25 protein-coding genes and 1 pseudogene are annotated in these 25,863 nt (G+C 59.4%); 18 read left to right on the top strand and 8 right to left on the bottom strand.

From position 1 onward, the window contains the following. Positions 1 to 19: 19 nt before the first annotated feature. From ACSHXH_RS08000 to dusB, 4 genes are all read right to left on the bottom strand, one after another. Positions 20 to 2,263 (bottom strand): ATP-binding protein, encoded by a 2,244-nt coding sequence (locus ACSHXH_RS08000; RefSeq protein ID WP_435671253.1) that lies wholly within the window; start codon positions 2,261 to 2,263, stop codon positions 20 to 22. 144 nt (positions 2,264 to 2,407) lie between these two features. Continuing rightward, entirely contained in the window at positions 2,408 to 3,778 is a 1,371-nt protein-coding gene (locus ACSHXH_RS07995) for a response regulator (RefSeq protein ID WP_435671252.1), read from the bottom strand. Continuing rightward, entirely contained in the window at positions 3,778 to 4,887 is a 1,110-nt protein-coding gene (locus ACSHXH_RS07990) for a two-component system sensor histidine kinase NtrB (protein WP_435671251.1), read from the bottom strand. The genes ACSHXH_RS07995 and ACSHXH_RS07990 overlap by 1 nt, the downstream gene beginning before the upstream one ends. Then, complete coding sequence (gene dusB, locus ACSHXH_RS07985) at positions 4,884 to 5,867, bottom strand: tRNA dihydrouridine synthase DusB (protein ID WP_435671250.1); 984 nt, start codon at positions 5,865 to 5,867, stop codon at positions 4,884 to 4,886. The genes ACSHXH_RS07990 and dusB overlap by 4 nt, the downstream gene beginning before the upstream one ends. Positions 5,868 to 6,047: 180 nt before the next feature. Between dusB and ispF the strand changes: the two are divergent. From ispF to ACSHXH_RS07965, 4 genes and pseudogenes are all read left to right on the top strand, one after another. Next, positions 6,048 to 6,527 (top strand): annotated as a pseudogene (gene ispF / locus ACSHXH_RS07980) (2-C-methyl-D-erythritol 2,4-cyclodiphosphate synthase); the annotation flags it as partial. Further along, on the top strand, positions 6,524 to 7,012 hold the full coding sequence (locus tag ACSHXH_RS07975) for a phosphatidylglycerophosphatase A family protein (RefSeq protein ID WP_435671249.1): 489 nt from the start codon (positions 6,524 to 6,526) through the stop codon (positions 7,010 to 7,012). The pseudogene ispF and the gene ACSHXH_RS07975, both read left to right, overlap by 4 nt. Continuing rightward, a complete protein-coding gene (locus ACSHXH_RS07970; RefSeq protein ID WP_435671248.1) occupies positions 7,009 to 7,491 on the top strand; it encodes a CinA family protein in 483 nt (160 codons plus the stop codon). Before ACSHXH_RS07975 ends, ACSHXH_RS07970 begins: the two co-directional genes overlap by 4 nt. 152 nt (positions 7,492 to 7,643) lie before the next feature. Continuing rightward, on the top strand, positions 7,644 to 8,822 hold the full coding sequence (locus tag ACSHXH_RS07965) for an ammonium transporter (RefSeq protein WP_435671247.1): 1,179 nt from the start codon (positions 7,644 to 7,646) through the stop codon (positions 8,820 to 8,822). 53 nt (positions 8,823 to 8,875) lie between these two features. Here ACSHXH_RS07965 and ACSHXH_RS07960 read toward each other — a convergent pair whose 3' ends face one another. Next, on the bottom strand, positions 8,876 to 9,319 hold the full coding sequence (locus ACSHXH_RS07960) for a type II toxin-antitoxin system RatA family toxin (protein ID WP_435671246.1): 444 nt from the start codon (positions 9,317 to 9,319) through the stop codon (positions 8,876 to 8,878). A gap of 74 nt (positions 9,320 to 9,393) precedes the next feature. On the opposite strand from ACSHXH_RS07960, the gene hpt reads away from it, so the two are divergent. The 3 genes from hpt (at position 9,394) to ACSHXH_RS07945 (ending at position 11,412) form a co-directional block, all read left to right on the top strand. Then, on the top strand, positions 9,394 to 9,930 hold the full coding sequence (gene hpt, locus ACSHXH_RS07955) for a hypoxanthine phosphoribosyltransferase (protein WP_435671245.1): 537 nt from the start codon (positions 9,394 to 9,396) through the stop codon (positions 9,928 to 9,930). A gap of 126 nt (positions 9,931 to 10,056) precedes the next feature. Continuing rightward, positions 10,057 to 10,521, top strand: a complete 465-nt coding sequence (locus ACSHXH_RS07950) for a c-type cytochrome (RefSeq protein ID WP_435671244.1) — start codon at positions 10,057 to 10,059, stop codon at positions 10,519 to 10,521. 9 nt (positions 10,522 to 10,530) lie between these two features. Next, positions 10,531 to 11,412 (top strand): c-type cytochrome, encoded by an 882-nt coding sequence (locus tag ACSHXH_RS07945; RefSeq protein WP_435671243.1) that lies wholly within the window; start codon positions 10,531 to 10,533, stop codon positions 11,410 to 11,412. Positions 11,413 to 11,461: 49 nt separating this feature from the next. Here the strand turns inward: ACSHXH_RS07945 and lipA are convergent, their stop codons facing one another. Both lipA and ACSHXH_RS07935 read right to left on the bottom strand, forming a co-directional pair. Beyond that, positions 11,462 to 12,412 (bottom strand): lipoyl synthase, encoded by a 951-nt coding sequence (gene lipA / locus ACSHXH_RS07940; protein WP_435671242.1) that lies wholly within the window; start codon positions 12,410 to 12,412, stop codon positions 11,462 to 11,464. 191 nt (positions 12,413 to 12,603) lie between these two features. Then, complete coding sequence (locus ACSHXH_RS07935; protein ID WP_435671241.1) at positions 12,604 to 13,644, bottom strand: DUF6456 domain-containing protein; 1,041 nt, start codon at positions 13,642 to 13,644, stop codon at positions 12,604 to 12,606. 243 nt (positions 13,645 to 13,887) lie between these two features. Between ACSHXH_RS07935 and ACSHXH_RS07930 the strand changes: the two genes are divergently transcribed. Beyond that, entirely contained in the window at positions 13,888 to 14,199 is a 312-nt protein-coding gene (locus tag ACSHXH_RS07930; protein WP_435671240.1) for a DUF6477 family protein, read from the top strand. Here the strand turns inward: ACSHXH_RS07930 and ACSHXH_RS07925 are convergent. Continuing rightward, the gene (locus ACSHXH_RS07925) at positions 14,192 to 15,739 is read right to left on the bottom strand and encodes a trimethylamine methyltransferase family protein (protein ID WP_435671239.1); all 1,548 of its coding nucleotides are present in this window, start codon (positions 15,737 to 15,739) and stop codon (positions 14,192 to 14,194) included. The genes ACSHXH_RS07930 and ACSHXH_RS07925 overlap by 8 nt on opposite strands. 204 nt (positions 15,740 to 15,943) lie before the next feature. On the opposite strand from ACSHXH_RS07925, the gene guaA reads away from it, so the two are divergent. The 10 genes from guaA (at position 15,944) to ACSHXH_RS07875 (ending at position 25,832) form a co-directional block, all read left to right on the top strand. Further along, entirely contained in the window at positions 15,944 to 17,515 is a 1,572-nt protein-coding gene (guaA, locus tag ACSHXH_RS07920; RefSeq protein WP_435671238.1) for a glutamine-hydrolyzing GMP synthase, read from the top strand. Then, positions 17,512 to 18,129, top strand: a complete 618-nt coding sequence (locus tag ACSHXH_RS07915; RefSeq protein WP_435671237.1) for a hypothetical protein — start codon at positions 17,512 to 17,514, stop codon at positions 18,127 to 18,129. The genes guaA and ACSHXH_RS07915 overlap by 4 nt, the downstream gene beginning before the upstream one ends. Before the next feature lie 45 nt (positions 18,130 to 18,174). Further along, positions 18,175 to 19,032 carry a DMT family transporter gene (locus ACSHXH_RS07910; RefSeq protein WP_435671323.1) on the top strand — a complete coding sequence of 286 codons (858 nt, stop codon included), beginning with the start codon at positions 18,175 to 18,177 and terminating at the stop codon, positions 19,030 to 19,032. A gap of 119 nt (positions 19,033 to 19,151) precedes the next feature. Then, positions 19,152 to 20,435 carry an OmpP1/FadL family transporter gene (locus ACSHXH_RS07905; protein ID WP_435671236.1) on the top strand — a complete coding sequence of 428 codons (1,284 nt, stop codon included), beginning with the start codon at positions 19,152 to 19,154 and terminating at the stop codon, positions 20,433 to 20,435. A gap of 111 nt (positions 20,436 to 20,546) precedes the next feature. Continuing rightward, a complete protein-coding gene (locus ACSHXH_RS07900; protein WP_435671235.1) occupies positions 20,547 to 21,464 on the top strand; it encodes a DMT family transporter in 918 nt (305 codons plus the stop codon). A gap of 58 nt (positions 21,465 to 21,522) precedes the next feature. Beyond that, the gene (locus tag ACSHXH_RS07895; RefSeq protein ID WP_435671234.1) at positions 21,523 to 22,389 is read left to right on the top strand and encodes an ATPase; all 867 of its coding nucleotides are present in this window, start codon (positions 21,523 to 21,525) and stop codon (positions 22,387 to 22,389) included. 3 nt (positions 22,390 to 22,392) lie between these two features. Beyond that, positions 22,393 to 23,337 carry a homoserine O-succinyltransferase gene (locus ACSHXH_RS07890; RefSeq protein WP_435671233.1) on the top strand — a complete coding sequence of 315 codons (945 nt, stop codon included), beginning with the start codon at positions 22,393 to 22,395 and terminating at the stop codon, positions 23,335 to 23,337. Positions 23,338 to 23,391: 54 nt separating this feature from the next. Further along, positions 23,392 to 24,300 (top strand): alpha/beta fold hydrolase, encoded by a 909-nt coding sequence (locus ACSHXH_RS07885; protein ID WP_435671232.1) that lies wholly within the window; start codon positions 23,392 to 23,394, stop codon positions 24,298 to 24,300. A gap of 52 nt (positions 24,301 to 24,352) precedes the next feature. Beyond that, the gene (gene ppk2, locus ACSHXH_RS07880) at positions 24,353 to 25,222 is read left to right on the top strand and encodes a polyphosphate kinase 2 (protein WP_435671231.1); all 870 of its coding nucleotides are present in this window, start codon (positions 24,353 to 24,355) and stop codon (positions 25,220 to 25,222) included. After that, a complete protein-coding gene (locus ACSHXH_RS07875; RefSeq protein ID WP_435671230.1) occupies positions 25,215 to 25,832 on the top strand; it encodes a TetR/AcrR family transcriptional regulator in 618 nt (205 codons plus the stop codon). The genes ppk2 and ACSHXH_RS07875 overlap by 8 nt, the downstream gene beginning before the upstream one ends. Positions 25,833 to 25,863: the final 31 nt, after the last annotated feature.

The following is a 25,863-nucleotide window of genomic DNA, read 5'->3' as shown; positions in this document are numbered from 1 at the left end:
CCCTCAAGTCAATGGATCGTCATGTTTCGTGGCCCGCATCGGCCAACACTGTGTTGGCCTCAGGGGATCGTGTTGTGTCAGCGGCACCCAGCACCGGCAGTCGAATGACCGCCATCGCCCCGCGCCGGCCCGTGTCGTCAAACGGCTCGGCCTGTTCCAACGCGAGCGTGCCGCCATGTTCTTCTATGATTTTCTTCACAATCGGCAGGCCAAGGCCCGTGCCCTTCTCGCGTGTCGTCACATATGGCTCGAACAGGCGCGACGGGTCTTCAGGCAGGCCGATGCCATTGTCCGAGATTCGTATCTCTGCCATGTCACCCTGCGCCTGACAGGCAATGCGGATTTGTGGCACAACGGGCCTTTCGGGAGATGTTTCTACATAGCTTTCAATTGCTTCTCCCGCGTTCTTAATTAAATTTGTGAACGCCTGACCGATCATCGTCGCATCCACTTCGGCGGGGATACCGGCGGCGGGCATAGCCACGTCAAACTGGACCTCGGGTTGGCCTGCCTCCTGCAACAGGATCGCACTGCGCAGGATATCCACCACGTCTTCGGCCCGGCGGTCCGGTTCGGGCATGCGGGCAAATTTGGAAAACTCATCAACGATGCGCCGCAAGTCATTGGTTTGGCGAACAATCACTTCGGTCAACTGCTCAAGGCTTTCGGCATCTTCCGCGCCAAGCTGGCGGTGAAACTTGCGGCGGATACGCTCGGCGGACAATTGGATCGGGGTCAGGGGGTTCTTGATCTCATGCGCGATACGCCGCGCAACATCGCCCCACGCCGCCATCCGCTGTGCACTGACAAGGTCGGTCACATCGTCAAAGGCAATCACATAACCCTCAAGCCCACCGTCTTCGCGGCGCCGGGTGGACAGACGTACCAGTAGGTTTTCCAAACGACTTTCGCGGCTTACCTTGATTTCTTCTTGTGCCGTCTCACCCCCCTGTTCGCGCAGCCGTTGAAACAAAGGCCCAAACTCCGGCACGGCCATCACGATCTCAACGCTGCGCTGGTTTTCGTGCCACGCCAGCAGCCGTTCCGCAGATCGGTTCACAAAGGTCACACGGCCATCTGCGTCCAGCCCCACAACGCCAGAGGTGACCGAGGTGAGCACGGAATCAAACAACCGCTGGCGCCGTTCAATCTGGCGGGTGTTGTCGAGCAAGGTTTCGCGCTGTCCCTTCAATTGGCGGGTCATTTGGTTAAAATAACGGCCCAGCATGGCGATTTCGTCATCGCCGTCTTCTTCGACCACCTTCACATCCAGATCCCCGGACCCAACCCGTTGGGCAGCGCCCGTCAGACGCCCCACAGGACGACTGAGCCGTTCGGCGAACCACAGGCCCAGCCAGATCGCCGCGAGAATGAGCAGGAACGCGAACCCCAGATACAGCAGCGCGAAATCGAACAGCACGCGGCCCCGGTCGTTTTCCTGTTGCTGATAGAATCGCGCGGTTTCTTGTGTGTCATCCAGCAGGTTGAGGATTTGGCCATCCACATCGCGGGTGATAAACAGATATCTGTCGGCAAAGGCGCGCAGCGGGATCATCGCGCGCAGTTCGTTGTTGTCCCAGTCCTGCACAAGGGCGATGCCGATCTCGGTAGCCTCAGAGAACACGTCCGCAGTCGGGCGTTCGTAGTCAAACAGGTAAGACCCTTCACCGCGGGCCCGAATTTCCCCGGCGCCATCAATCACATAAGCCTCGCGCAGGCCGCGCTGGATCTGCGCCTGACCTTGGCTAAGTGCCTGACGCAATTCGCCGTCATCCATGATGAAGGTGGCGCGCCGGTTGGCGTCCAGAAACGCCGCAAGCGCCTGGGCATCTTGCGTCAGTCCTTCGCGGTGTTCTTGTTCGTAGGCTTCCGCGGCAGAAAGGGACGCGCCCACAACGTTGCGCACCCGCTCAGAGAACCAGGTTTCCAGACCGATATTGATGGTGAGCACCGCAAACACCGCCACCGTGATCGTCGGCAACAGCGCCATCAGCGCGAATGCCCCGGTAAGCCTGAGGTGAAGCCGCGATCCGGCAGATTTTGCCCGCCGCGCAGCAATAAGATTGGCGACCCGGCGCAGCACCAGTGCCGCCAGCAGCAGAACGTAAATCAAGTCGGCCAACAGAACGAGTCGCAAATTGAACTGCGCCCCCGTCCCGGTATCGAGAGGCCCCAGAACAAGGATCGTGGCAACGGCGAGGAACGGCCCAAGAAGCACCAGACCAAGGGTCATAGCGTTCTGATAGCGTCTTTGCCGACGCATCCGGCTAAGCCGGGTCCAATTCAACGAGCGTGCCCAGGTGGCCACAGCCAACCCCCGCCTTGATGTGCCGCGCAGCCCGGCTACCGCCATATCTTGTGGTTCCGATCTGCTGCGTCACCGCCGAAACACTATTATGTGGCAGTTTTACATCAATTTACGGCGGCGTGTCACCTGAATATCGAGGTCAGTGATCTTCTTTCTGAGCGTATTTCGGTTAATTCCCAGCAAATCGGCGCATTTGGCCTGATTTCCGCCGGTCGCTTCAAGCGCGATTTCGATCAGTGGCGCTTCGATTTCGCGCAAGATTCGCGGATAGAGCCCCGGAGGCGGCAACATTGTGCCGTGCAGATCGAAATAGCGGCGCAGGTGACGCGCCACAGACGTGCTTAGTTTTTCGCTGTCGCCCCCACGCAGGACGGGGCCGGTTTCAGGCTGATTGCCCAGCACGTTCTCGACCTCGGCGCGGGTGATTTCATCGGCGCGCGATGTCAGGCTCAGGCGGCGCACGACGTTTTCCAACTGGCGCACATTGCCGGGCCAGCTATAGGCACGGAACAAATCGGCGGCATCTTCGGACAGCCAGCGTTTCGCGCCACCCTCACGTTCGGCACGTGACAGAAAGTGATCGCTGAGCAGCGCGATGTCATCGACCCTTTCGCGCAGCGACGGCACCGCGATGGTGGCCCCGCTGATGCGGTAATACAGGTCTTCGCGCACGCCGCTGTTTGCAATGCCCTGCCCCGGATCAGTCTGGCTGGTGGCAATGAACCGCGGAACGTTGTCGCCGGGTCCGTCCATCATCCGCACGATGCGGGCCTGCACCTCGTCCGGGACATCGGCGACTTCGTCGATCAAAAGCGTGCCGCCCCGAACCCGCGCAAGAATACGCGCCGGGCCTTCAATATCGGACAGGTCGCTGCCTGTGACCGTGACAAAGGGCAAGGACCGGCGATCCGAGAAATCATGCAGTGCGCGCGCGATCAGCGATTTGCCCGTGCCAGATTCGCCACAGATCAAGACGGGCAGATCGGTGTTCATGACCTTGGCGACCAATCTGTAGAGCGCCTGCATTGCCGGTGTCTTGCCGATCAGGGGCAGATCGTCTGGTGCATCGTCTAGCGTTGGGGCGGCGAATGGCCGTGCAACGCGTGTGCGCGACTCCAGCGCCTTGGCCGTCCGTTTCATCAGATCAGGCAGATCGAAAGGTTTGGGCAGGTAGTCGTAGGCCTCGGCCTCGGCGGCCTGAATGGCCGTCATGATGGTGTTTTGCGCGGAAATCACGATCACTGGCAGATCCGGGCGATCCTGGCTGATCTTGGGCAACATCTCGAGTCCATTGCCGTCGGGCATGATGACATCGGAAATCACCACATCGCCTTTGCCCTCGGCGACCCAGCGCATCAGGGTGGTCAGGGACGAGGTGGCATGCACCTTGCACCCCGCCCGTGTGAGCGCCTGCGTCAGAACCGTTCGGATCGTGCGGTCATCATCCGCAACCAGTACCGTGCCATCCATCAGTGTGACTCCTTTTGTTTTCGCGGTGCCTGTGGCAGCGAAATGCGAAAGCGGGTTTGTCCGGGAACGCTGTCAACGGCGACCCAGCCGTCATGGTCCGAGATGATCTTGCTGACCAATGCGAGGCCAAGCCCGGTGCCGTTCTCGCGGCCCGAGACGAAAGGATCGAACACGTCGCCTTTGATGTCCGGTGGCAATCCGGGGCCGTCGTCGATCACTTCGACTTGCAGAGGCAAGGACTGGCCCGACCCGTCGGCACGGCGCAGGCTGTAGCTGTGTTCGTAGTAGGTGTGCAGGCGAATGGTGCCGCCGTTTTTTGAATCCGCCGCCTCGGACGCGTTCTTGATCAGGTTCAGAACGACCTGAAGCAACTGGTCGGAATCCCCAAGAGCCAGCGGCAAGGACGGATCATAGTCCTCTATGATTTTCATATGCGCGCCGAACCCCAACAGCGCAGAGCGGCGCGCACGGTCCAGCACGTCATGCAGGTTCACAGGCTTGCGTTCGGGCACCGAGAGATTGCCAAACTGTTCGACCTGTTCCAGCAGCTTCACGATGCGGCGGGTTTCTTCGACGATGAGATCGGTCAGTTCAAGATCGTCATTGGACAGATTCATGCTGAGCAGTTGCGCCGCCCCGGTGATCCCGGCAAGCGGGTTCTTGATCTCATGGGCCAGCATCTCGGCCATGCCGATGGCGGATTTGGCGGCGGATTTCACGGTCTGACTTTGGTTGACCCGCCCAGCCAGCTCGCGCGGGCTGATGAGCAGGATCATGCTGCCCTCCTGGCCCTGAACCGGTGCGATTTGCAGGTTGCACACCAAGGGCGGGCGCGAGCCCGGCCCGATATCCACATCGTTGACAAAAAGCGGCGTGCCATTCGCGCGGGCACGGGCGAGGCTTTTCTCCATCGGTGCGTCGACGGTCAGACGGTCCCAGATCGGTTGCCCGCGCAGCCATTTCGCCGAATTGTTCATAAATCCTTCGGCAGCCGGGTTCATATCAAGGATGTTTTCGTCCGCATCAATCACGATGGCAGGCACCGGAAGCGATGACCAGATCATCCGTTCGTCTACCTGCGGCGGCCGCTCTGCATCTTCGTCGCTCATGCGGCCTGCCTTTCATCTGTCATAAGCGCGTCTCCCAGAGACGCGACCACAAACGCGGGGTCTTTGGCGGTCAGGATGGCTTTGCGCAGGGTCGGATCAGTCTGGGCGGCGTCCATGTACCAGCCAAGATGTTTGCGCGCGACGCGGCCCCCAAGGTCGGTGCCATAGAAGGACAGCATCGCGTCGTAATGGCCCGACACCATCTCGACCAGTGCTTGGCCCTTTGGGATCACAGGGGCGGGCGTGCCGTAAATGTCGGCGGCGATTTGTGCCAGCACCCAAGGGCGGCCCTGCGCGCCGCGCCCAACCATCACACCGTCGGCCCCGCTTTGACGCAGCGCGGTGCGGGCGGTGGCTGTATCGACAATGTCTCCGTTGGCAATCACCGGAATCGACACCGCATTCTTGATCTGGCGAATGGCGCGCCAATCGGCACGGCCTTTGTAGAACTGGCACCGGGTGCGGCCATGGATGACGATCATCTTGATGCCCCCCGCCTCGGCGCGCACTGCCAGCTCGGCCGCGTTGTGTGTCGCGTCGTCCCAGCCCAATCGGGTCTTGAGCGTGACCGGCACCGACACCGCGCCGACAACCGCATCTATCAGCCGACAGGCATGGTCGAGATCGCGCAACAAGGCGGACCCGGAATAGCCGCCCACGACCTTTTTCGCCGGGCAGCCCATATTGATGTCGATCACCTGCGCGCCCATGCCTTCGACCATGCGCGCGGCTTCGGCCATGGCGTCGGGCGTGCGTCCTGCCAGTTGTACGGACGTGTTTCCGATCCCGGCACCAAGCTCTGCCTTTTCGCGGGTTCCGGGACGCGCGGTGAGAAATTCACCGCTGGCGATCATTTCGGACACAACACGGCCAGCCCCAAAACGCGACACAAGCGACCGGAACGGCAAGTCCGTGATACCCGCCAAAGGGGCCAACAGTACCGGAGGAGATATAAGGTTTTCTGAAACCGACGGAGTCACCGCTGCAATCCTTGATTGATGGGTTTGAGCTACGCTGTGGCTGTATGCCATTCAATGATAATAGCCCGAAAAACAGACCGAACAAATGCGTATGCCTATTTTTTAGGCAATCCCACCGGAGCGATTGCGCAGACAACAGACAAACCTTAGACACGGGACACGGGACAAAGGGATGTGCAAATGAAAGTGCGGCTGGGCAATGGCTATGATGTTCACAAGTTCGGACCCGGCGATCACGTCGTGCTGTGCGGCGTAAAAGTTACTCATGATCAGGCGCTTATGGGCCACTCTGATGCCGATGTGGGCATGCACGCGATCACCGATGCGCTTTATGGCGCGTTGGCTGCGGGGGACATCGGACGACACTTTCCGCCCTCTGACCCCCAATGGAAAGGCGTTGCAAGCGAGATATTCCTGAAACACGCGGTTCAGATGGCGCGGGATGCGGGATTCGAGATCAGTAATGTCGATTGCACCCTTGTCTGCGAGTTCCCCAAGATCGGCCCCCATGCAGACGCTATGCGCGCCGCTTTGGCGCAGATCATGGGCCTGCCGATCGAGGATATCTCGGTCAAGGCGACCACATCGGAAAGGCTGGGCTTTACCGGGCGCGGCGAAGGGATTGCAGCCCTTGCCACTGCTGCGCTGGTGAAGTCATGAATAAGATCATCGCAACTTTCTTTGGCGTCGGTCTTCTCAAGCCCGCGCCGGGCACATGGGGGTCGCTGGCTGCCCTGCCCGTTGCTTATGCCGTCCTGTCGATCGGCGGGTTCTGGTTGTTGGTCAACCTGACGTTTTTCGTCTTCATGTCCGGCTGGATCGCCACCCGAGACTTGATCCGGGGACAGAAGGACCATGATCCGTCCTACATCGTCATCGACGAAGTTGTCGGCCAGTGGATTGCCCTGTTTCCAGTAGGTTACGGTGCGATGATGATGTCGGTTGACCTATTGGCGCTTTATCCCGGCTGGATCGCGGCCTTTGTTCTGTTCCGGCTGTTCGACATCTGGAAGCCATGGCTGGTGGGCCGTGCAGACGCGCGGGGCGATGCGTTGGGCGTAATGCTGGACGATGTGGTTGCGGGCGTGTTTGCCGCGCTTGGCGTGATCGGATTGGCCGCCCTCTTCCACCTGGTGCTGATGTGACCGAGACCCGCGCCGAGACGGTTTTGCGCTTGGCAAGTCAGGCTGGCGCGACGGTGACCACGGCAGAAAGCTGCACAGGCGGCATGGTCGCAGCGGCGATCACAGATGTCGCGGGGTCATCAGCGGTGTTTGAACGGGGCTTTGTGACCTATTCGAACCAAGCAAAGATCGACATGCTGGGCGTCTTGCCTGCCACGCTCGACGCGCATGGTGCAGTGTCCGAACAGGTTGCGGGCGAAATGGCCCTCGGCGCGCTCGGGGCGGCGCACGCCACTGTGGCCGTGTCGATCAGCGGGATCGCAGGCCCCGGCGGCTCCGAATTCAAGCCCGAGGGGCGTGTGTGTTTCGGCATCGCAAACGGAGACGGCGTTCAGACCAAAACAATCGACTATGGCGCGCTTGGCCGTGCATCGGTGCGCGCCGCGGCACGGGACGACGCGCTGGATTTGATGATCACTGCACTTACCGCATTACGCTGAATTTTTTAGCGAACGCCAGCCAAATGGCCCATTAATTAATCATTTTTGAGCCTGCTGTATTTTTGGGCATCAAAATCTAGTGTCGCCTCTTTTTTCCGCGACGCTGTTCCGGTTTGACCGCGCGCACAACAAAAAATCAAAGGATGGGACAGATGAACGGAGCGGACACGGCCTGGATAATTGTGGCCACAGCGCTTGTGCTTTTCATGACATTACCGGGGCTAGCCCTGTTTTATGGCGGGCTGGTGCGTGCGCGCAATGTGCTGAGCGTCTTCATGCATTGTTATGCAATTGCCTGTTTAATGAGCGTGCTATGGTTCGCTTTTGGGTATTCCATCGCGTTTGGCGATGGCGGTGCCTATTGGGGCGGTTTGGGCAAAATGTTCCTTTTGGGGATTGGACCCGACGATCTGGCAGGCACCCTGCCCGAGGTTCTTTTCTTCGCGTTCCAGATGACTTTTGCGATCATCACGCCTGCGTTGATCGTCGGGGCCTATGTGGAACGGGTTGGCTTTGGCTTTGTCCTGCTGTTTTCAGGGCTGTGGATGCTGCTTTGCTATGCGCCGGTGGTGCATTGGGTCTGGGGCGGCGGGTTTCTGTCGGATGGTGGCATCTTTGGTGACACCGGTGTGCGCGATTTCGCGGGTGGTATCGTCGTGCACGAAACCGCCGGGATTGCTGCGTTGTTGATCGCGGTCTTCCTTGGCCCGCGCAAGAACAGCACCACACCGCCGCACAATCCGGGCTACGTGATGATCGGGGCTGCGATGCTCTGGGTCGGGTGGTTCGGATTCAACGGTGGATCACAGCTTGCCGCCGATGGCGGGGCTGCGATGGCGCTGACCGTAACCCATATCTCGGCCGCGACCGCTTCGCTGACATGGGCACTATGGGAGAAAATCAAGTTCGGCAAAGCCTCACTGATCGGTATGGTCACAGGCACCATTGCAGGCCTTGCCTCGATCACGCCCGCATCCGGCTTTGTCGGTCCTGTCGAGGCGCTGATCATTGGTGCGATTGCTGGTGTGCTGTGTCAAGAGGCCGTGCATGTGATCCGCAACATGCTCAAGATCGACGACACGCTGGACGTGTTCGCGGTGCACGGCGTCGGAGGCATTTTTGGCACCATCATGATTGCAGCGTTTGGTGCGGGCAGCTGGGCCGCACAACTGGGGTCTTTGGCCATCGTAGGCGTGTTCACTCTAGTGGTGACCGTGGCGCTGATCTTCGTGGTCAAAGCGATCACACCACTGCGGGTAGATGACGAGGCTGAAAACTCCGGGCTGGACATAATCGTGCACGGCGAACGCGCCTACGATCATTCGTCCTGATCGTCATCCATCAGAACAAGAGCACAGCGGGCCACTCGGCCCGCTTTTTCATGTCAGGTGTAAAGCTCTGCCGCGCGGCGTTCGAACGCGCGGACGATCCGCTGCATTGCCTCGTAAAAGAACATGCCCGCAGCCCCTTGCAGGATGCGGTTCTTGAATTCGAAATCGACGTAGAACGTCACCTCGACCCCGTCTGTCACATCCGTGAACGCCCAATTCGAATGCATGTGGCGGAACGGACCATCCAGATATTCGGTGTCGATCTTTTGCTGCCCCGGCCACAGCACAACACGGCTGCCAAAGCGTTCGCGGAACACTTTGAAGCTGATCACCAGATCGGCCAGCATTTCCTCGTGATCGCCCCGATCCTCGCGCGAGCGGATGCGCGCGGCGGCAGTCCACGGCAGGAATTTGGGGTAATTCGACACGTCCGCCACCAGATCGTACATCTGTTGCGCTGTATACGGCAGGGTGCGGGTTTCTGAATGTGTGGGCATCTGCTCTTTTTTGTTTTGACCGTGACAGTGGCGGGGGATGTCGTATTGTGCGCGCGAAAAATCAAGGGAAACCTATGTCAGAGCGTCCATATGTCATCGACGAAATGATCTCGGCCAAGGCGATTGCCGCCCGGATCGAAGAGCTTTCGAACGCGATCGAACAAGAATTCCGCGACACTGACAAGCTGGTCGTGGTGGGCCTTCTGCGCGGCAGTTTCGTGTTTATCGCCGATCTGGTGCGCGAACTGGACCTGCCCGTCGAGGTCGATTTCCTTGAGGCATCGTCTTACGGCGATGCAATGGAATCAAGCCGTGAGGTGCGAATCCTCAAAGACCTGCGCGGCCAGATCGAGGGCCGCGATGTGCTTGTGGTCGAAGACATCGTGGACACCGGGCACACGCTTAAACACGTTGTCGGCCTTCTGGAATCGCGTAATCCGGGGCGGCTTCGGACGATTGCACTGCTCGATAAACCGTCGCGGCGCGAAACCGATGTGGCAGCGGATTGGATCGGGTTTTCGATACCGGATGAATTTGTGGTGGGCTACGGCATTGATTACGGCCAGCGCAATCGCAACCTGCCTTATATCGGCAAGGTGCGGTTCCCCTGACCACCTCGGCACGCGGCGGGAATTGCGCCCCTCACGCAATGGTGTGGCAGGAAGTCGCAGCTTTGACTTTCCTTTACGGCAGGCTGCGTTATCCTGTGATCCATAACTGATGCGAGGAGCATAGATATGAAGACATTGATCACCTCTGCTGTTGCAGCTGCTACCCTTTTCACCGGCACCATGACATTTGCCCAAGACGGTTTCTCGGCAGAGATGAAAGCCCGTCAGGGCCAGTTCCGCATTATGGCGATCAACCTCGGGATTATCGGCGATATGGCGCAGGGTAAGACCGAATATGATGCCGCAGCCGCGCAATCCGCCGCCGACACGCTGGTTGCTGTTTCAATGATCCAACAAGGGCCGATGTGGCCTGTAGGGTCGGATGATATGTCGATCGAAGGCACCCGCGCGCAGACCACGATCTGGGACCAGAATGACGATTTTGTTGCGAAATGGACCGATTTTGGCACTGCTGCCGTGGCCATTCAGGCCGCTGCCTCGGGCGGGCTTGAGGGGCTTGGCCCGGTGATGGGCCAGATCGGCGGCACCTGTAAGGCGTGTCACGACACTCACCGCGCGCCTGCAAATTGATCTGACACGATGCGGCGTGGCCTGTATGCAAGCGTGATCGCGCTGGCTGCCATTGCGGCGGCCGGGTTGTTCGTCACGCGGGCCACGCCCCTTGAAATGGCGGCCCTTGACGGGCTGGCCGGAGACGCCGTTGCCGGAGAGACCGTGTTCATCGCGTCGGGCTGTGCGTCGTGCCATGCCGCACCGGAGGCAGAGGACGATGCCAAGCTGATCCTTGCGGGCGGGCAGAGGTTCGAGTCGGATTTCGGCACTTTCATCGCACCCAACGTATCACCCGATCCGGCGGTTGGGATTGGCGGCTGGACCCAAGGACAGTTTGCAACAGCCGTGAAACGCGGCGTGTCGCCGGACGGGCGACACTATTATCCCGCTTTTCCCTATGCCTCCTATGCCTTCATGACCGATCAGGATGTGGTGGATCTTTGGGCCTATTGGCAAACCCTGCCCTCTGACGCCACACCCAGCGCACCGCACGAGGTGGGATTTCCGTTCAACATCCGCCGCGCGGTTGGAGTATGGAAACAGCTATATCTGACAGACAGCTGGGCACTGGCATCTGCGGACACACCCGAAATTGAGCGCGGGCGCTATTTGGTCGAAGCGCTGGCCCATTGCAGTGAATGTCATACGCCGCGCACCGCATTGGGTGGAATGGACCGCACACGTTGGCTGGCCGGTGCGCCAAACCCGTCCGGGCGCGGGACGATCCCTTCCCTGACGCCAGGCGACCTGACATGGGGCGTGACCGAAATCGCCTATTACCTGCAAAGCGGATTTACCCCGGACTATGACAGCGCGGGCGGGCATATGGTGGCGGTGATCGAGAATTTCGCCAAACTGCCCCAAAGCGACCGTCTGGCTGTTGCGGCCTATCTCAAGGCGTTGCCGTAGCCAAAAGATGCCAACTTGGGTGCCACTCAGGGCACCCAAGCCATGTGCATTATGCCTTGGCGAGCTTGGCTTCGCGATTCGCGCGCAGGCGAGCAAAATCATCCCCTGCGTGGTAGGACGAGCGCGTGAGCGGAGTTGCCGACACCATCAGGAACCCCTTGCCATAGGCGGCTTTTTCGTAGCCTTCGAATTCCTCGGGCGTGACAAAGCGGTCTACCGCGTGATGCTTGGGTGTCGGTTGCAGGTATTGGCCGACTGTCAGAAAGTCGATATCGGCGGCGCGCATGTCATCCATGACCTGCATCACCGACTGGCGGTCTTCGCCCAAGCCCACCATGATGCCGGACTTGGTAAAGATCGACGGGTCAATTTCCTTGACCCGCTGCAACAGACGCAAGCTGTGGAAGTAGCGCGCGCCGGGGCGCACTTCGGGATAGAGGCCCGGCACCGTTTCGAGGTTGTGATTGAACACATCGGGGCGCGCAGCCACCACAGTTTCAAGCGCTTCGGGCGCGCATTTCAGGAAATCCGGCGTCAGGATTTCAATCGTGGTGTTGGGCGACCGGTGCCGAATGGCGCGGATGGTCTGAGCAAAGTGGTCGGCCCCGCCATCGGCAAGATCATCGCGGTCCACAGACGTGATCACGACGTGGTTCAAGCCCAGCTTTTGCACCCCGTCCGCCACGCGGCCCGGTTCAAACGCATCAAGCGTGTTGGGACGGCCCGTGGCAATGTTGCAAAAGGTACAGCCGCGCGTACAGATATCGCCCATGATCATCATGGTGGCGTGACCCTGGCTCCAGCATTCGCCGGCATTGGGGCATCCCGCCTCTTCGCAGACGGTCACAAGCTTGTTTTCCCGCATGATACGGCGGGTTTCGTTATACCCTTCTCCACCGGGGGCCTTGACCCTGATCCAGCTTGGCTTTTTGGGCTGGGCATTGTCCGGGCGGTGGGCTTTTTCCGGGTGGCGTTGTTCTGGTATCTTGATGTCGCGCAACGTTTTTTCCCCGCACTGTCAGGTGAGTTCTGGTCTAACATATATCTCAGCAGGAGGTAGTACCAGTGTTGCATAGCTGCGATGCGGCTTTCAAATTCCCAAACATAAAGAGTACCTCCTGCACCACCCTCTACGGACCGTCCAATCCGCCTGCCCGCCTGACTGCTGTCCACCCGAAGGTCAAAACCGGTCTAGCCGATCAAAAGCCCGTCCTGCCCACGCCTACGGGCGTAAAACAGGGTCAGGCGCTGCAACGCGATGCGCAAGACGACCTTACCGGACCGGGCTGACCAGCCAAGGCGCTTTTCCGTCGCCTCAAGCCCTTCGCGCAGACAACAGCAGCGCAGAACAACTTCGCTGAGCCCCGGACCCAGATCACGGATCGCATCCAGCGTTCTTGTGAACGCTTCGCCTTTGCGGGGATCGGGGATGGCTGTGGCCCGGTCATAAAGGTTGTGCAACGCGTCCGAACACTCCCAGCCCAGCAGATCCGTGCTGTCAAACCCGGCGATGGCGTAGTCTTCGTGCAAACGATCCCCCGCCGCAACGAATTCCGTTGGCAGAAACGGACGCCCATCCGGGCCACGCCGCCGCGCCAGTGCCGAAAGCGGGCTTTCAAACCCCGGCCCTGTGGACAGCGAACGATCCCGTGACCTGCGGTCTGGGCCGATTTCTTTGTTGCCAGAGGGACCGTTGCCAAACTGGCGCACCGCCCGCACATCCCTCGCCGCCACAAGCCGGGGCAGTGCGCCCCGGCCCTCTTCGGTGACCCGGTAGCGTTGCACCGATGTGCCGCCTTCTTGGGTGATCCAATTGCGCAAAATCAAGGCCGCTGCCAGATCAAGATCAATCGCGCCAAGCACAACCATATCCCCTTCGCCCACTGTCTTGACGATGGCCGGGTGCGCAAGATCAGGCCGGTACAACAGCATGGCCCTGTGCTGGCACAACAAACGCAGCGCGTCGGTCAGATCATCCATCCGCAGCTTTGCATGGTCTGACGCCGTATTGCGCACCACATGATCGCTGAGCGCACGGTCGACTATCGGATCGTCGCGCAGGGTTTCAAGTTTGCGCACCTGGCGCAGCACCGTCGAGGCATGGCATCCCGCCTCGCGTGCGATTTCGCGGATCGGTCGGCCTTGCGCAGTATGGGCAAGATACCGGCGCGCCGCCTCGGGCAAAAGCGCATCTGGCGCGCGCATGGTCTGGACATTGTGCAGGTCAGTCATTGAGTTCCCCCATAAGAAATCTGTCAGAATTACCCCCAGGTTTATCCACAGACGGTGATCAACCTAGGATTGCATTTGTTTCTGATTTGTTAACTTTCGACGACACCCAAGTTTCTGTTTCCAATTCGTAAACAAATTTAAACGCCACCGTTCGCAGATGCTCGCTCCGCGCAACACACCCTCAGGTTGTGCAATGGTGAGTCGGCTCGATGGGGCAACCCATCCATTCACGAGGGGATAAACATGCAAGACCTACTGACCCAATTGTCCGGCCTGCGGCGTCCACGCCTGTTGATCCGTGCGGCCCGTATCGGCGCACAAAGCTACCGGCGCGAGGCCCGTTTGCCCCGCCTTTTGGGCTATGGCGTGACGCTGCGCACAGGGCCTGCGCTGATGAAACTGATGTCGCTCGAATCCGAAATGAATGAACAACGCGAAAGCGGCGACGCCTGTTACAGCATCGCCGCCCATGTTGATCTGCTCACCGCGGTAATGGGAGAAGCCCAAATCCTGCGCGCGCAATCCGCCGCAGAAAGCCCGGACCTCCTTACATGAAGGCGTCGGGCATAGAGGCCTTTTTCTTGCTGACATATTCTGTCAGGGCCTCGTGAATGCCAGGGTCGAGCGCAGGCTGCTGATAGGTGTCGATCAGGCGTTGCACCCGTTCTGTTGCCAGCGCCATCGTGTCGCGTGCGCCTTCTTCGGACCATGTTTCGTACGGTTTGAAGTCGAACACTTCGGAGCGCCAGAAGGCCGATTTGAAATTCGCCTGCGTGTGCGCGCAGCCAAGGTAATGCCCGCCGGGGCCCACTTCGGCAATCGCACCCATGGCCTGCGCGTCTTCATCGGTGGCAATGCCCTGCGCCATCTTGTGCAGCGCGCCAAGCTGGTCGGCGTCCATGACGAATTTCTCGAACGACGCGACAAGTCCGCCTTCGAGCCATCCGCAGGCGTGCAACATAAAGTTCACACCGGACAAAAGTCCCATGTTGAGGCTGTTGGCGGTTTCATAAGCGGCCTGCGCATCGGGCAGTTTCGATCCGGTAAAGCTTCCCGCAGAACGGTATGGGAGGTTCATGCGACGGGCCAACTGCCCGGCCCCATAGGTGATCTGGCTGGCCTCGGGCGTGCCAAAGGTCGGCGCGCCTGAATTCATGTCGATCGAGGTCACAAAGGCCCCGAAAATCACCGGCGCGCCCGGTCGCACCAATTGGCTGTAGGCAATCCCGGCCATCACTTCGGCCAACACCTGGGTCAACGTGCCCATGACCGACACCGGTGCCATTGCGCCGCCAACGATAAACGGGCTGACAATGCAGGCCTGATTGTTTTGCGCGTACACTTCCAAGGCACCCATCATCACATCATCGAACGTCATCGGAGAATTGATATTGATGAGCGATGTCATCACGGTGTTGGTCTGCACGAACTCTTTGCCGAACAGGATCTCGCACATCTCAACGCTGTCTTGCGCGCGGCTGGGTTCGGTCACCGACCCCATGAACGGCTTATCGCTCAGCGTCATATGCGCCATCAACATATCAAGGTGACGTTTGTTGACGGGAATGTCGGTGGGTTCGCACACGGTGCCGCCCGAATGGTGCAGCCATTTGGACATGTAGCCCAGCTTTACGAATTTTTCGAAATCCGCCATCGTCGCATAGCGGCGTCCCCCCATGGCATCATGCACAAAAGGCGGGCCGTAGACGGGTGCCAACACAAGACTGCGCCCACCGATTTCAACCGCCCGTTCGGGGTTGCGCGCGTGCTGGATGATCCTGGACGGAGCCGTGCTGCACAGTTTGCGCGCCAGACCGCGCGGAATGCGCACGCGTTCGCCCATGACATCGGCCCCGGCCTCGCGCCAGCGCTCCAGCGCCGCGGGGTTGTTCACGAAAGCAACGCCGATCTCTTCGAGAATCGTTTCGGCATTGGTCTCGATGATCTCGAGCGCTTCTTCGTTCAGAATCTCGAAATTCGGGATGTTGCGTTCGATATACCGCGCCGTTTCGACAGAAACCGCCGTGCGTTCAGCCCGTCGCGCCGCGCCGCCGCCGCTCCCACGGGTCCGTCTGCGTGTGTCTGCCTCTGCCATGATTCAACTCCGTGCGGATTCAAGTATAGCCCGGCCCAGCGTCCGGTGGCCTCTGCATAAAGTGTGATCGTGGCGCACCAGCGACGGATTACGTCCTGTGCGTTGCGAAAGCGACATTCCGTCCCCTAAGCCCTCTTGGCGCACAACCTGAATCAGGCGCATCGGGAATATTGCCATTTTCCATAGCTCTGCCTATCAGGAGCCATGAGCACATCAGAACACGACCGCCTTCTTATCATCGACTTCGGCAGCCAGGTGACGCAGCTTATTGCGCGCCGTCTGCGCGAGCTGAATGTCTATTGCGAAATTCATCCCTATCAAAACGTGACGGATGCGTTTCTGACCGACTTTGCGCCCAAGGCCATCATCTTTTCGGGTGGCCCCGACAGTGTGATGCGCGACGGCTCACCGCGCCCGCCCAAAGCGGCCTACACGTTGGGTGTTCCGATCCTTGGCATCTGCTACGGCCAGCAGGTCATGATGCATGATCTGGGTGGCAAGGTCGAAGCGGGCGAACACGCCACGGCAGAATTTGGCCGCGCCTATGTCACGCCTTCTGAGACCCGTGATGCCCTGCTGCACGGCTGGTTCATGGACGGGTCTGGCCGCGAACAGGTTTGGATGAGCCACGGCGACCATGTCTCTGAAATCGCGCCTGATTTTGAAGTTTTGGGCACCTCGCCCGGTGCGCCTTTTGCCATCACCGCAGACCGGTCGCGCCATTTCTACGCGGTGCAGTTCCACCCCGAAGTGCACCACACTCCTAATGGCAAAACGCTCTATCAGAACTTTGTGCAACTGGCCGGGTTCAAGGGCGACTGGACGATGGACGCCTACCGCGAAGAGGCGATCCGCAAGATCAAGGATCAGGTCGGCGACAAACGGGTCATCTGCGCCCTGTCCGGCGGCGTTGACAGCTCGGTTGCGGCAGCCTTGCTGCATGAGGCGATCGGCGATCAGCTGACATGTGTGTTTGTCGACCACGGGCTTTTGCGCCTGAACGAGGCCGACGAAGTGGTCGCCATGTTCCGTGACCACATGAATTTGCAAGTCATCCACGCACAGGAACAAGAGCTGTTCTTGGGTGAGCTTGACGGCGTAAGTGACCCGGAAACCAAAAGAAAGATCATTGGCCGCCTGTTCATTGACGTGTTCCAGAAATACGCCAATGACATCGACGGTGCGGAATTTCTTGCCCAAGGGACACTTTACCCCGACGTGATCGAAAGCGTCAGCTTTAGTGGCGGTCCGTCCGTCACGATCAAGAGCCACCACAATGTTGGGGGCCTACCCGAAAAGATGGGCCTCAAACTGGTCGAACCGCTACGCGAGCTGTTCAAGGACGAAGTGCGCGAATTAGGCCGCGAATTGGGCTTGCCCGACAGCTTCATCGGACGTCACCCGTTCCCCGGCCCCGGACTTGCCATCCGATGTCCCGGCGAGATCACCCGCGAAAAACTTGAAATCCTGCGCAAGGCCGATGCCGTCTATATCGACCAGATCCGCAAACACGGGCTGTATGACGAGATTTGGCAGGCATTCGTGGCAATCCTGCCAGTCCGCACCGTCGGCGTGATGGGCGACGGGCGCACCTATGATTTCGCCTGCGCCCTGCGTGCAGTAAACAGCGTCGATGGCATGACAGCGGATTACTACCCGTTCAGCCATGATTTCCTTGGCGAGACCGCCACCCGCATTATCAACGAGGTCAAGGGCATCAACCGCGTGACCTATGACATCACGTCCAAACCGCCCGGCACCATCGAATGGGAATGATCCGCGCCGGCCTTGTTATTGCAACGCTTGCCCTGCCAGCCGTGGCGCTGGCAGAACCGACTTATCACCGTGTGATCGGAGTTGCCGCGGACGATGTGCTGAATGTGCGCGCCGAACCTTCGGCACGCAGCGCGGATATCGGCGATCTTGCCCATGATGCCCGCCGGATCGAGGCGTTTGAATTCGACGCAACCGGCAATTGGGCCCGCATCGCACTGAACGAACGCGACGGCTGGATTTCGACCCGGTTCCTGACCCGCGATGCTGTGCCAACCCTTGGCGACACCAACATCCCCGAGGGGATTATTTGCGGCGGCACCGAACCCTTCTGGGCATTGGGCCTTTACGGCGAGGACGCACGTTATTCGCACCCCGTCGACGGCGATATAAATTTCGCCTTTGACAGCATCGTAGTGGCCGAGGGCCGTCTGGGCAGCCCGGCCCTTGTCACCATCGCAGCCGAAGACACCCGCGTGATCGAAGCGACACTTACTGGTGCGACCTGTTTTGATGGTATGAGCGACCGGTCCTACGCGTGGTCCATCACCATGCAGATGATCGCGCCGGGCCAACGGCGGTTTCTGTCCGGCTGTTGCCAGTTGCCGCGTGACTAGAGTGATCCGATCCAACGCCACACCACTGGCACTGCCCCTATGACCATGTCGCCAACCATCCGCGCCTGCATCTGGATGATCGGTGCTATCGTGTCGTTCACAGCAATGGCGATCGCAGGCCGCGCTGTGAGCCTCGATCTTGATACGTTCGAGATCATGATGTTCCGCAGCCTGATCGGCATCGTCATCGTCGTCTCGATCGCCAGTGCCGCTGGCACCCTGCGGGAGGTGCGCGCGCAAAAGCTGGGCCTGCACCTTATCCGCAATATCAGCCACTTTGCCGGACAAAACCTGTGGTTCTATTCGATCACGGTGATTCCCCTGGCACAGGTGTTCGCATTGGAATTTACCTCACCCTTGTGGGTGATGTTGCTGGCCCCGTTTGTTCTGGGCGAACGCCTGACCAAATCCCAAGCCATCGCGGCGGTTATCGGCTTTGTCGGTATTCTTGTCGTCACCCGCCCCAGTCCCGAAACCTTCCACATCGGGCTCGTCACGGCGGCGCTGGCGGCCATCGGCTTTGCCGGATCGGCGGTTTTCACCCGCAAGCTGACGCGCACCGAAACCATCACCTGCATCCTGTTCTACCTAACCGTGATGCAAGCGGTTTTGGGCTTGGCGTTCGCCGGATTTGACGGCGACATCGCGTTGCCCACAGCCGCCAACCTGCCATGGGTGGTGATCATCGCAGTGGCGGGATTGGTTGCGCATTTCTGCCTGACAACAGCCCTGTCCCTGGCCCCGGCCACAATCGTCATGCCGATTGATTTTACCCGCCTGCCGGTTATCGCCATTGTCGGTGTGCTGCTTTACGCAGAACCTCTCGACCCGTTTGTGTTGATCGGCGCGCTCCTGATTTTCGGGGCGAATTACTACAACATCTGGGCGATCACACGAGCGTAACAAAACCGTGACGCTGCGGAATAACCTTTCGGCTGACGTGGGGTCAAAATTGACCGTTTAAATTGCGTGTCGATACAAATTCCGCGAGGAGACACGAACTAGTTAGGGATGAGGGTCCAATGAAACGACTGATGACGAGCGCGGCCGCGCTTGCCATGGCTGCGGGTGCGGTACAGGCAGGTGGCATCGAGCGCGCCAATAATGATTACGGGTTTCTGTTTACGCAGAACGATCAGCTTCAACTGGGCTTTTCACATGTGATGCCGGAACTTTTGGGCAAGTATACACCCGAACTCACCGCCGCAGGCGGCGGGGAAAACAGCACCGGCAATATGGCGAAGGATTACACGAACTATACCTTCGCCTACAAAAACGACTTAAACGAAAAGTTGACCCTTGGGCTGTTCGTGAACAACCCCTACGGCGCGGCGTCAGAATACACCCAAGGCGTGTATGCGGGCCTTGTTGCAGATTGGGACAGCGATCAGGTTTCCATCGTCGGCAAATACCGCATCACCGATCGCGTGTCGGTGTTTGCAGGCGCGCGCTATGTCGAAAGCCAGGCTGACATCACCATCCCTGACCTGCTGGTCCGCAGCTCTGTTGGGCGCAACGCCCAAGGTCTGGGCGCACAGGCACAGGCATTGGGTGCAGAAGCCGCAGCCGCCGGGGCCGCTGGCGATCTGGCCACAGCACAGGCGTTGGGTGCGCAAGCGGCTGCTTTGGGTGCACAGGCACAAGGCCTTGGTGCCGCAGCGCAGGATTTTGGCACGTCGATGGAGTTCAATGCCCAAGGTCGCCGCGTTGGCGATTGGGGCGCGATCCTTGGCGTCGCCTACGAGATCCCGGACATCGCCTTGCGCGTTGCCCTGTCATGGCACAGCGAGATCGAACATAATTTCGGCACGTCCGAATCCATCGCCGGTCTGGGCATCGATGCGGATAATGGCGAAACCAAAGTGAAGATGCCGCAGGTTGTAGCGCTCGACTTCCAAAGCGGGATTGCTCCGGGTACATTGGTGTTTGGCCAGATCAAATGGACCGAATGGTCCAAGTGGGAAGTCAGCACACCGGAATACGAGAACGTCACAGGCGGCGCGATCACCGGTTTCGACAGTGACGGCACCACATGGAAACTCGGTGTTGGCCGCGCCTTTAACGAAGACCTTTCGGGTTTTGCGCAGGTCACCTACGAGGCACAGAATGGCGACGTGGTTTCCCGTCTGGCCCCGCGTGACGGCATTGTCAGTCTTGGCATTGGAGGGCAATACAAGATGGACAACCTGACCTGGCGCGGCGGTTTGGAATATGCGTGGATCGGCGATGCCGAGGACGCATCGGGTGTGAAATTCGAAAGCAACACCGCTTTGGGTGCCGGGATTTCACTAACGGTCGACTTTTAAGCGGTAGACCTGTGACCGTCGTGACCCCGCCAGAGCATATCTGGCGGGGTTTTTCGTGGCTTGCGCAAGATCCGGGTCGCACGGCACCACCCCAGCAGGCCATATGGCACCATGATCCAACAGACCACACTCTCGGCCCGCGCATGGGCTGAACTGTCGCTGCTGGCCCTGATCTGGGGCGGCTCATTCCTTGCCATCCGCACCGCTCTTGATGAGATCGGTCCACTGACATCGGTCCTGCATCGCACTTTCTGGGCGATGTTAGTGCTTTGGACCGTAGCGGCGCTGATGCGGTTGCAGATCCCGCGCAGTCTGCCGATCTGGGGCGCGTTCCTTGTGATGGGGCTGCTCAACAATGTGATCCCGTTCAGCCTGATGGCGTGGGGGCAGCTTCATATCCCAACTGGCCTGACCTCGATCTTCAACGCCTCTACGGCGATCTTTGGCGTGCTGGTCGCTGCAATGGTGTTTGCCGATGAACGCCTGACCCCGCGCAAGATGTTGGGGGTGGGCATCGGGTTTCTGGGCGTCTGTACCGCCATTGGGCTGGATGCTCTCAAGCAATTCGACACAACCTCGCTGGCCCAGATTGCGGTGGTCGCAGGAACCATGTCCTACGCCTTTGCCGGGGCATGGGCGCGTAAGACTCTGGCGGGCGTTCCGCCTGTCCTTGCCGCAGCGGGAATGCTGACGGGATCGACACTGATCATGATCCCGTTTGCCATCACCGTCGAAGGCCTGCCCACACTGTCGCTGTCGTCCGCGACATGGATGTCCATCGGGTATTACGCCATCATCGCAACGGCCTTTGCTTACCTGCTGTATTACCGCGTGCTGGGCATGGCGGGCAGCGGCAACCTGATGCTCGTCACACTTCTGATCCCGCCGGTTGCCATCACGCTGGGCGCGCTTGTGCGCAATGAAACGCTGCACACGGGCGAATATGTCGGCTTTGCCATCCTTGCCCTTGGCCTGAGCATCATTGACGGTCGCCTTTGGAAACGTCGCCGCAGCGCCACAACCGTTTGACGCCCCCGGTCCGCCTCGTTACTCCGATACGACGGTATTTCAGACACGGAACGGCGCAATGATCTATGCAACTGGACAGGATTGGCGACACGCGCCGCACAAGCGCGTTGTGCTGTTTGCCATGTCGGGCTTGGGCAAGACCCACATTTCCAACCTGCTGCGCGACAGCGGCGACTGGTTCCACTACTCGATCGATTACCGCATCGGTACGCGGTATATGGGCGAATACATCGCCGACAACGCCAAACGCGAAGCGATGAAGGTGCCGTTCCTGCGCGACCTGCTGATGTCGGACTCGATCTATATCGGCTCCAACCTGACGTTTGAGAACCTCGCCCCCGTCGCCGCCTATCTGGGCAAACCCGGAGACCCCGCACGCGGCGGCGTTCTGATCGACGAATACCGCAAGCGGCAGGACCAGTTCCGCCGCGCCGAGATGGCGGCCCTGCTGGACACCGGCTATTTCATCGACCGTGCGGCGGATCTTTATGGCTACCCGCATTTTGTCTGCGACACCGGCGGGTCCATCTGTGAATGGGTCGACCCACAAGATCCCAACGATCCGATCATGGCAGAATTGTCCAAACACGCGCTTTTGGTCTGGATCAAAGGCGACACCGCCCACACCCAAGAGCTGGTCCGCCGCTTTGACAAAGCCCCTAAACCGATGGCCTACCAGCCCGAGTTCCTGACCCGCACATGGAACCAATACCTGAGCGAAAACAACATTCAACCAGACGATGTTGATCCCGATGCCTTCATCCGCTGGACCTATGCGCAAGCCCTTGCACATCGCCAGCCGCGCTACCAAATGATGGCCGAACGCTGGGGCGTCACCATCGACGCCCACGACCTGATGGCAGACGCCACGCCGCAAAACTTTGACGCGTTGATCGCAAGCGCGCTAGACCAGAAAAGACTGTAAGTCATGCCTATCAAACTGCCCGATAACCTGCCCGCCTACGCCGTGCTCAAGCGCGAAGGCGTGATGGTCATTCCCGATGAACTGGCCAGCCAACAAGACATCCGCCCGCTGCGGATTGCTTTGCTCAACCTGATGCCAAAGAAAATCCAGACCGAGAACCAATTTGCCCGGCTGATCGGATCGACCCCATTGCAGATCGAATTCAGCCTGATCCGCATGTCCGAACACCATGCCAAGAACACCGCCGCCGAACATATGGAGAGCTTTTACCGCCCCTTCACCGAAGTGGTGGAGAGCGGCGAAAAATTTGACGGGCTTATCATCACCGGCGCACCTATTGAACATTTGCCATTCGACGAAGTCACTTACTGGGATGAGCTCACGCAAGTGATGAACTGGACCCAGACCCATGTGCATTCCACATTCGGCGTGTGCTGGGGCGGTATGGCGATGATCAACCATTTCCACGAGGTGCCGAAAATCGACCTGCCACAAAAGGCATTTGGCTGTGTCCGGCACCGCAACCTTGTACCCGCCTCGCCCTACCTGCGGGGCTTTTCGGACGACATGGTCATCCCGGTCAGCCGCTGGACAGAAATCCGCCGCGACGACGTGATAGATGCAGGACTGCCAATCCTCATCGACAGCGCCGAAACCGGGCCGTGCCTTGTCGAAGACCCCGCGCATCGGGCGCTTTATGTGTTTAACCATTTTGAATATGACAGCGGCACGCTCAAGGACGAATATGACCGCGATATCGCCAATGGCACGCCAATCAACGTGCCCGCCAATTACTACCCCAACAACGATCCAAGCCAACCGCCACAGAACCGCTGGCGCAGCCACGCGCATCTTCTTTATGGCAACTGGATTTCAGAGATCTACCTGACAACTCCATTCGACATTGATCAGATCGGCGCAGCCAGTACGGATTTGCGCAAAAAGTAGGAGGCGACTTTGGCGTTAAAGGGGCTCGGGGTACTTCTGGGATGCGCAGCCGCGGTGGTTTTCACAACCGGCTGCACGGCAAGCTATCGTGAAGCCAGGGCCGAAGAACAGTTTCCGCCGCAAGGCCAGTTCCTGACCGTCAACGGAACCCGCGTACACTATGTCACCAAGGGCGACGGCCCCGACATTGTTCTGATCCACGGAGCCAGCGGCAACCTGCGCGATTTCACCTTTTCGCTGGTAGACAAACTGGCCGACCATTACCGCGTGACCGCGTTCGACAGGCCAGGCCTTGGTTACACCGAACGGGTCAATCCCGACGGGACAACACTGCTCGAACAGGCAACCCTTTTGGCCGATGCGTCCGACCAACTTGGCCTGCAAAAACCTATGGTTCTGGGCCAAAGTTATGGCGGCGCGGTCGCACTGGCCTGGGCAGTGGAACGCCCCAACAGCCTATCCGCGCTGATCCTGCTGGCCGCAGCGTCAAACCCTTGGTCCAGCGATTTGAGCCTGTTCTACAAGATCACTTCAAGCGATCTGGGCAGCGCAACAGTGGTTCCCGCCCTGACCGCCTTTGTGCCAAACCCACTGGTCGACCGCGCCATCGAAGGCGTGTTCGCCCCCCAGAAAGAACCCGAGGGTTACGCCGAACATATCGGCGCACCCTTGACGCTGCGCCGTGTTTCGATGCGCGCCAATGCCAAACAACGTGCCAACCTGTTGGATGAAATCACCGCGCTTTATACCCGGTACGATACGATCCGCGTGCCCACCGAGATCGTGCATGGCGACGCCGACACCACCGTTGGCCTGTCGATCCACTCGGTCCCCTTGTCCCAACAGATCAAGAACGCACAACTGACCGTCCTCAAGGGGATTGGTCATATGCCGCATCACGCCGCCGAACCCGACGTTATTGCCGCCATAGACCGCGCCGCCCAACGTGCGGGTTTGCGTTAATCGCATTAACATCCCATATTCGTATCAGAGCAGATGATAGAAAGGGCCGCAGATGGACCTTCCCTTTGACGGTGCGATCAGTGCCTTCTTCAAGAACGATGCCCCCGAAGACATCCGCAACGCGATCAAACGCGCCGAGAAAGATGATATCATCAACCCGGCCTATCCCTATTCCGAACGCATGCCGCGCAAGGCCTATGAGAAAGATCTGCACGCGCTTCAGATCGAACTGGTCAAGATGAAGACATGGGCACGCGAAACGGGTACGCGCGTTGCAATCGTGTTCGAGGGGCGTGACGCAGCAGGAAAAGGCGGTACAATCAAACGCTTCCGTGAAAACCTTAATCCCCGCGGCGCGCATGTAGTGGCCCTGTCGAAGCCCACCGATACCGAAGCCACACAATGGTATTTTCAGCGCTATATCGACCATCTGCCTGCGGCCGGCGACATCACATTCTTTGACCGCAGCTGGTACAACCGCGCCGTGGTTGAACATGTGTTCGACTTCTGCACGCCTGAACAGCGCTTGCATTTTTTTCGGCAAACCCCTGATTTTGAACGCATGTTGGTCGAAGATGGGGTCAAGCTTTTCAAGATTTGGCTCAATGTCGGCCGCGCCGAGCAATTGCGCCGCTTTATGTCACGTGAAAAAGACCTGCTAAAGCAATGGAAACTCTCATGGATTGACGTTGAAGGCCTAAAACGTTGGGATGCCTATAGTGATGCCATCAAGGAAACCTTTGCCAAGACCCATACCGATCACGCGCCGTGGACCATTGTGCGCGCTGACGATAAACGTCGCGCGCGGATCAACGCTGTTCGCAGCGTTTTGACCCAACTCGATTACACCCGCAAGGACGTCAAAGCGCTTGGTCAGATCGACCCCAAGGTCTGTGGCGGACCGGACATTTGGGATGGCTAAACGCGGCTACCATCACGGCAATCTCCGGCAGGCCTTGGTCGATGCAGCGCTCGAGCTGATCACCGAAAAAGGCCCAACCGGCTTTACCCTGTCCGAGGCCGCGAAACAGGCTGGCGTCACCCCCGCCGCCGTCTACCGTCATTTCGAAGGCCGCGAAGACCTGATCGCCGAAGCCGCCCTTCAGGGCTACGAGATCTTCACCGACGTGATGCAATATGCCTATGACAGCGGCCAACCCTCGGCGCTCGCCGCGTTCGAGGCGACGGGCCGCGCATACCTCGCTTTTGCGCGAAAATACCCCGGCCATTATATTGCTATGTTTGAAAGTGGCATCTCGGTGAACCGCACGCCCGACCTTGCCGCCGCCTCGGCCCGCGCCCGCGCCGTGTTTGAGCGCGCCGCCGAAGACCTGTCGCAGCATATTCCACCCGACAAACGCCCCCCCGCGTCGATGTTTTCGGCCCACATCTGGGCGCTGAGCCACGGCGTGGTCGAACTCTTTGCGCGCAATTCACCCGGCGCCATTTCGCCCTTTCCGCCCGAAGAACTTCTCGAATCCGCCATCGGCGTCTACCTGCGCGGATTGGGCCTTATTGCCCCGGATCAGTGACGTGACAAACTCCCCCCAACGGATTACAGGC

Source organism: Marivita sp. (assembly GCF_051251565.1).
Taxonomy (GTDB): Bacteria; Pseudomonadota; Alphaproteobacteria; order Rhodobacterales; family Rhodobacteraceae; genus Marivita.
This window is presented reverse-complemented; position numbering and strand designations above follow the sequence as displayed.

Excerpts from the sequence above, each read along its gene's own strand:
- ACSHXH_RS08000 (WP_435671253.1), bottom strand. The coding sequence starts at position 2,263 with ATGCGTCGGCAAAGACGCTATCAGAACGCTATGACCCTTGGTCTGGTG.
- ACSHXH_RS07995 (WP_435671252.1), bottom strand. The coding sequence starts at position 3,778 with ATGGATGGCACGGTACTGGTTGCGGATGATGACCGCACGATCCGAACG.
- ACSHXH_RS07990 (WP_435671251.1), bottom strand. The coding sequence starts at position 4,887 with ATGAGCGACGAAGATGCAGAGCGGCCGCCGCAGGTAGACGAACGGATG.
- ACSHXH_RS07975 (WP_435671249.1), top strand. The coding sequence starts at position 6,524 with ATGAATAAGATCATCGCAACTTTCTTTGGCGTCGGTCTTCTCAAGCCC.
- ACSHXH_RS07965 (WP_435671247.1), top strand. The coding sequence starts at position 7,644 with ATGAACGGAGCGGACACGGCCTGGATAATTGTGGCCACAGCGCTTGTG.
- ACSHXH_RS07960 (WP_435671246.1), bottom strand. The coding sequence starts at position 9,319 with ATGCCCACACATTCAGAAACCCGCACCCTGCCGTATACAGCGCAACAG.
- hpt (WP_435671245.1), top strand. The coding sequence starts at position 9,394 with ATGTCAGAGCGTCCATATGTCATCGACGAAATGATCTCGGCCAAGGCG.
- ACSHXH_RS07950 (WP_435671244.1), top strand. The coding sequence starts at position 10,057 with ATGAAGACATTGATCACCTCTGCTGTTGCAGCTGCTACCCTTTTCACC.
- ACSHXH_RS07945 (WP_435671243.1), top strand. The coding sequence starts at position 10,531 with ATGCGGCGTGGCCTGTATGCAAGCGTGATCGCGCTGGCTGCCATTGCG.
- ACSHXH_RS07935 (WP_435671241.1), bottom strand. The coding sequence starts at position 13,644 with ATGACTGACCTGCACAATGTCCAGACCATGCGCGCGCCAGATGCGCTT.
- ACSHXH_RS07930 (WP_435671240.1), top strand. The coding sequence starts at position 13,888 with ATGCAAGACCTACTGACCCAATTGTCCGGCCTGCGGCGTCCACGCCTG.
- ACSHXH_RS07925 (WP_435671239.1), bottom strand. The coding sequence starts at position 15,739 with ATGGCAGAGGCAGACACACGCAGACGGACCCGTGGGAGCGGCGGCGGC.
- guaA (WP_435671238.1), top strand. The coding sequence starts at position 15,944 with ATGAGCACATCAGAACACGACCGCCTTCTTATCATCGACTTCGGCAGC.
- ACSHXH_RS07915 (WP_435671237.1), top strand. The coding sequence starts at position 17,512 with ATGATCCGCGCCGGCCTTGTTATTGCAACGCTTGCCCTGCCAGCCGTG.
- ACSHXH_RS07910 (WP_435671323.1), top strand. The coding sequence starts at position 18,175 with ATGTCGCCAACCATCCGCGCCTGCATCTGGATGATCGGTGCTATCGTG.
- ACSHXH_RS07905 (WP_435671236.1), top strand. The coding sequence starts at position 19,152 with ATGAAACGACTGATGACGAGCGCGGCCGCGCTTGCCATGGCTGCGGGT.
- ACSHXH_RS07900 (WP_435671235.1), top strand. The coding sequence starts at position 20,547 with ATGATCCAACAGACCACACTCTCGGCCCGCGCATGGGCTGAACTGTCG.
- ACSHXH_RS07895 (WP_435671234.1), top strand. The coding sequence starts at position 21,523 with ATGATCTATGCAACTGGACAGGATTGGCGACACGCGCCGCACAAGCGC.
- ACSHXH_RS07890 (WP_435671233.1), top strand. The coding sequence starts at position 22,393 with ATGCCTATCAAACTGCCCGATAACCTGCCCGCCTACGCCGTGCTCAAG.
- ppk2 (WP_435671231.1), top strand. The coding sequence starts at position 24,353 with ATGGACCTTCCCTTTGACGGTGCGATCAGTGCCTTCTTCAAGAACGAT.
- ACSHXH_RS07875 (WP_435671230.1), top strand. The coding sequence starts at position 25,215 with ATGGCTAAACGCGGCTACCATCACGGCAATCTCCGGCAGGCCTTGGTC.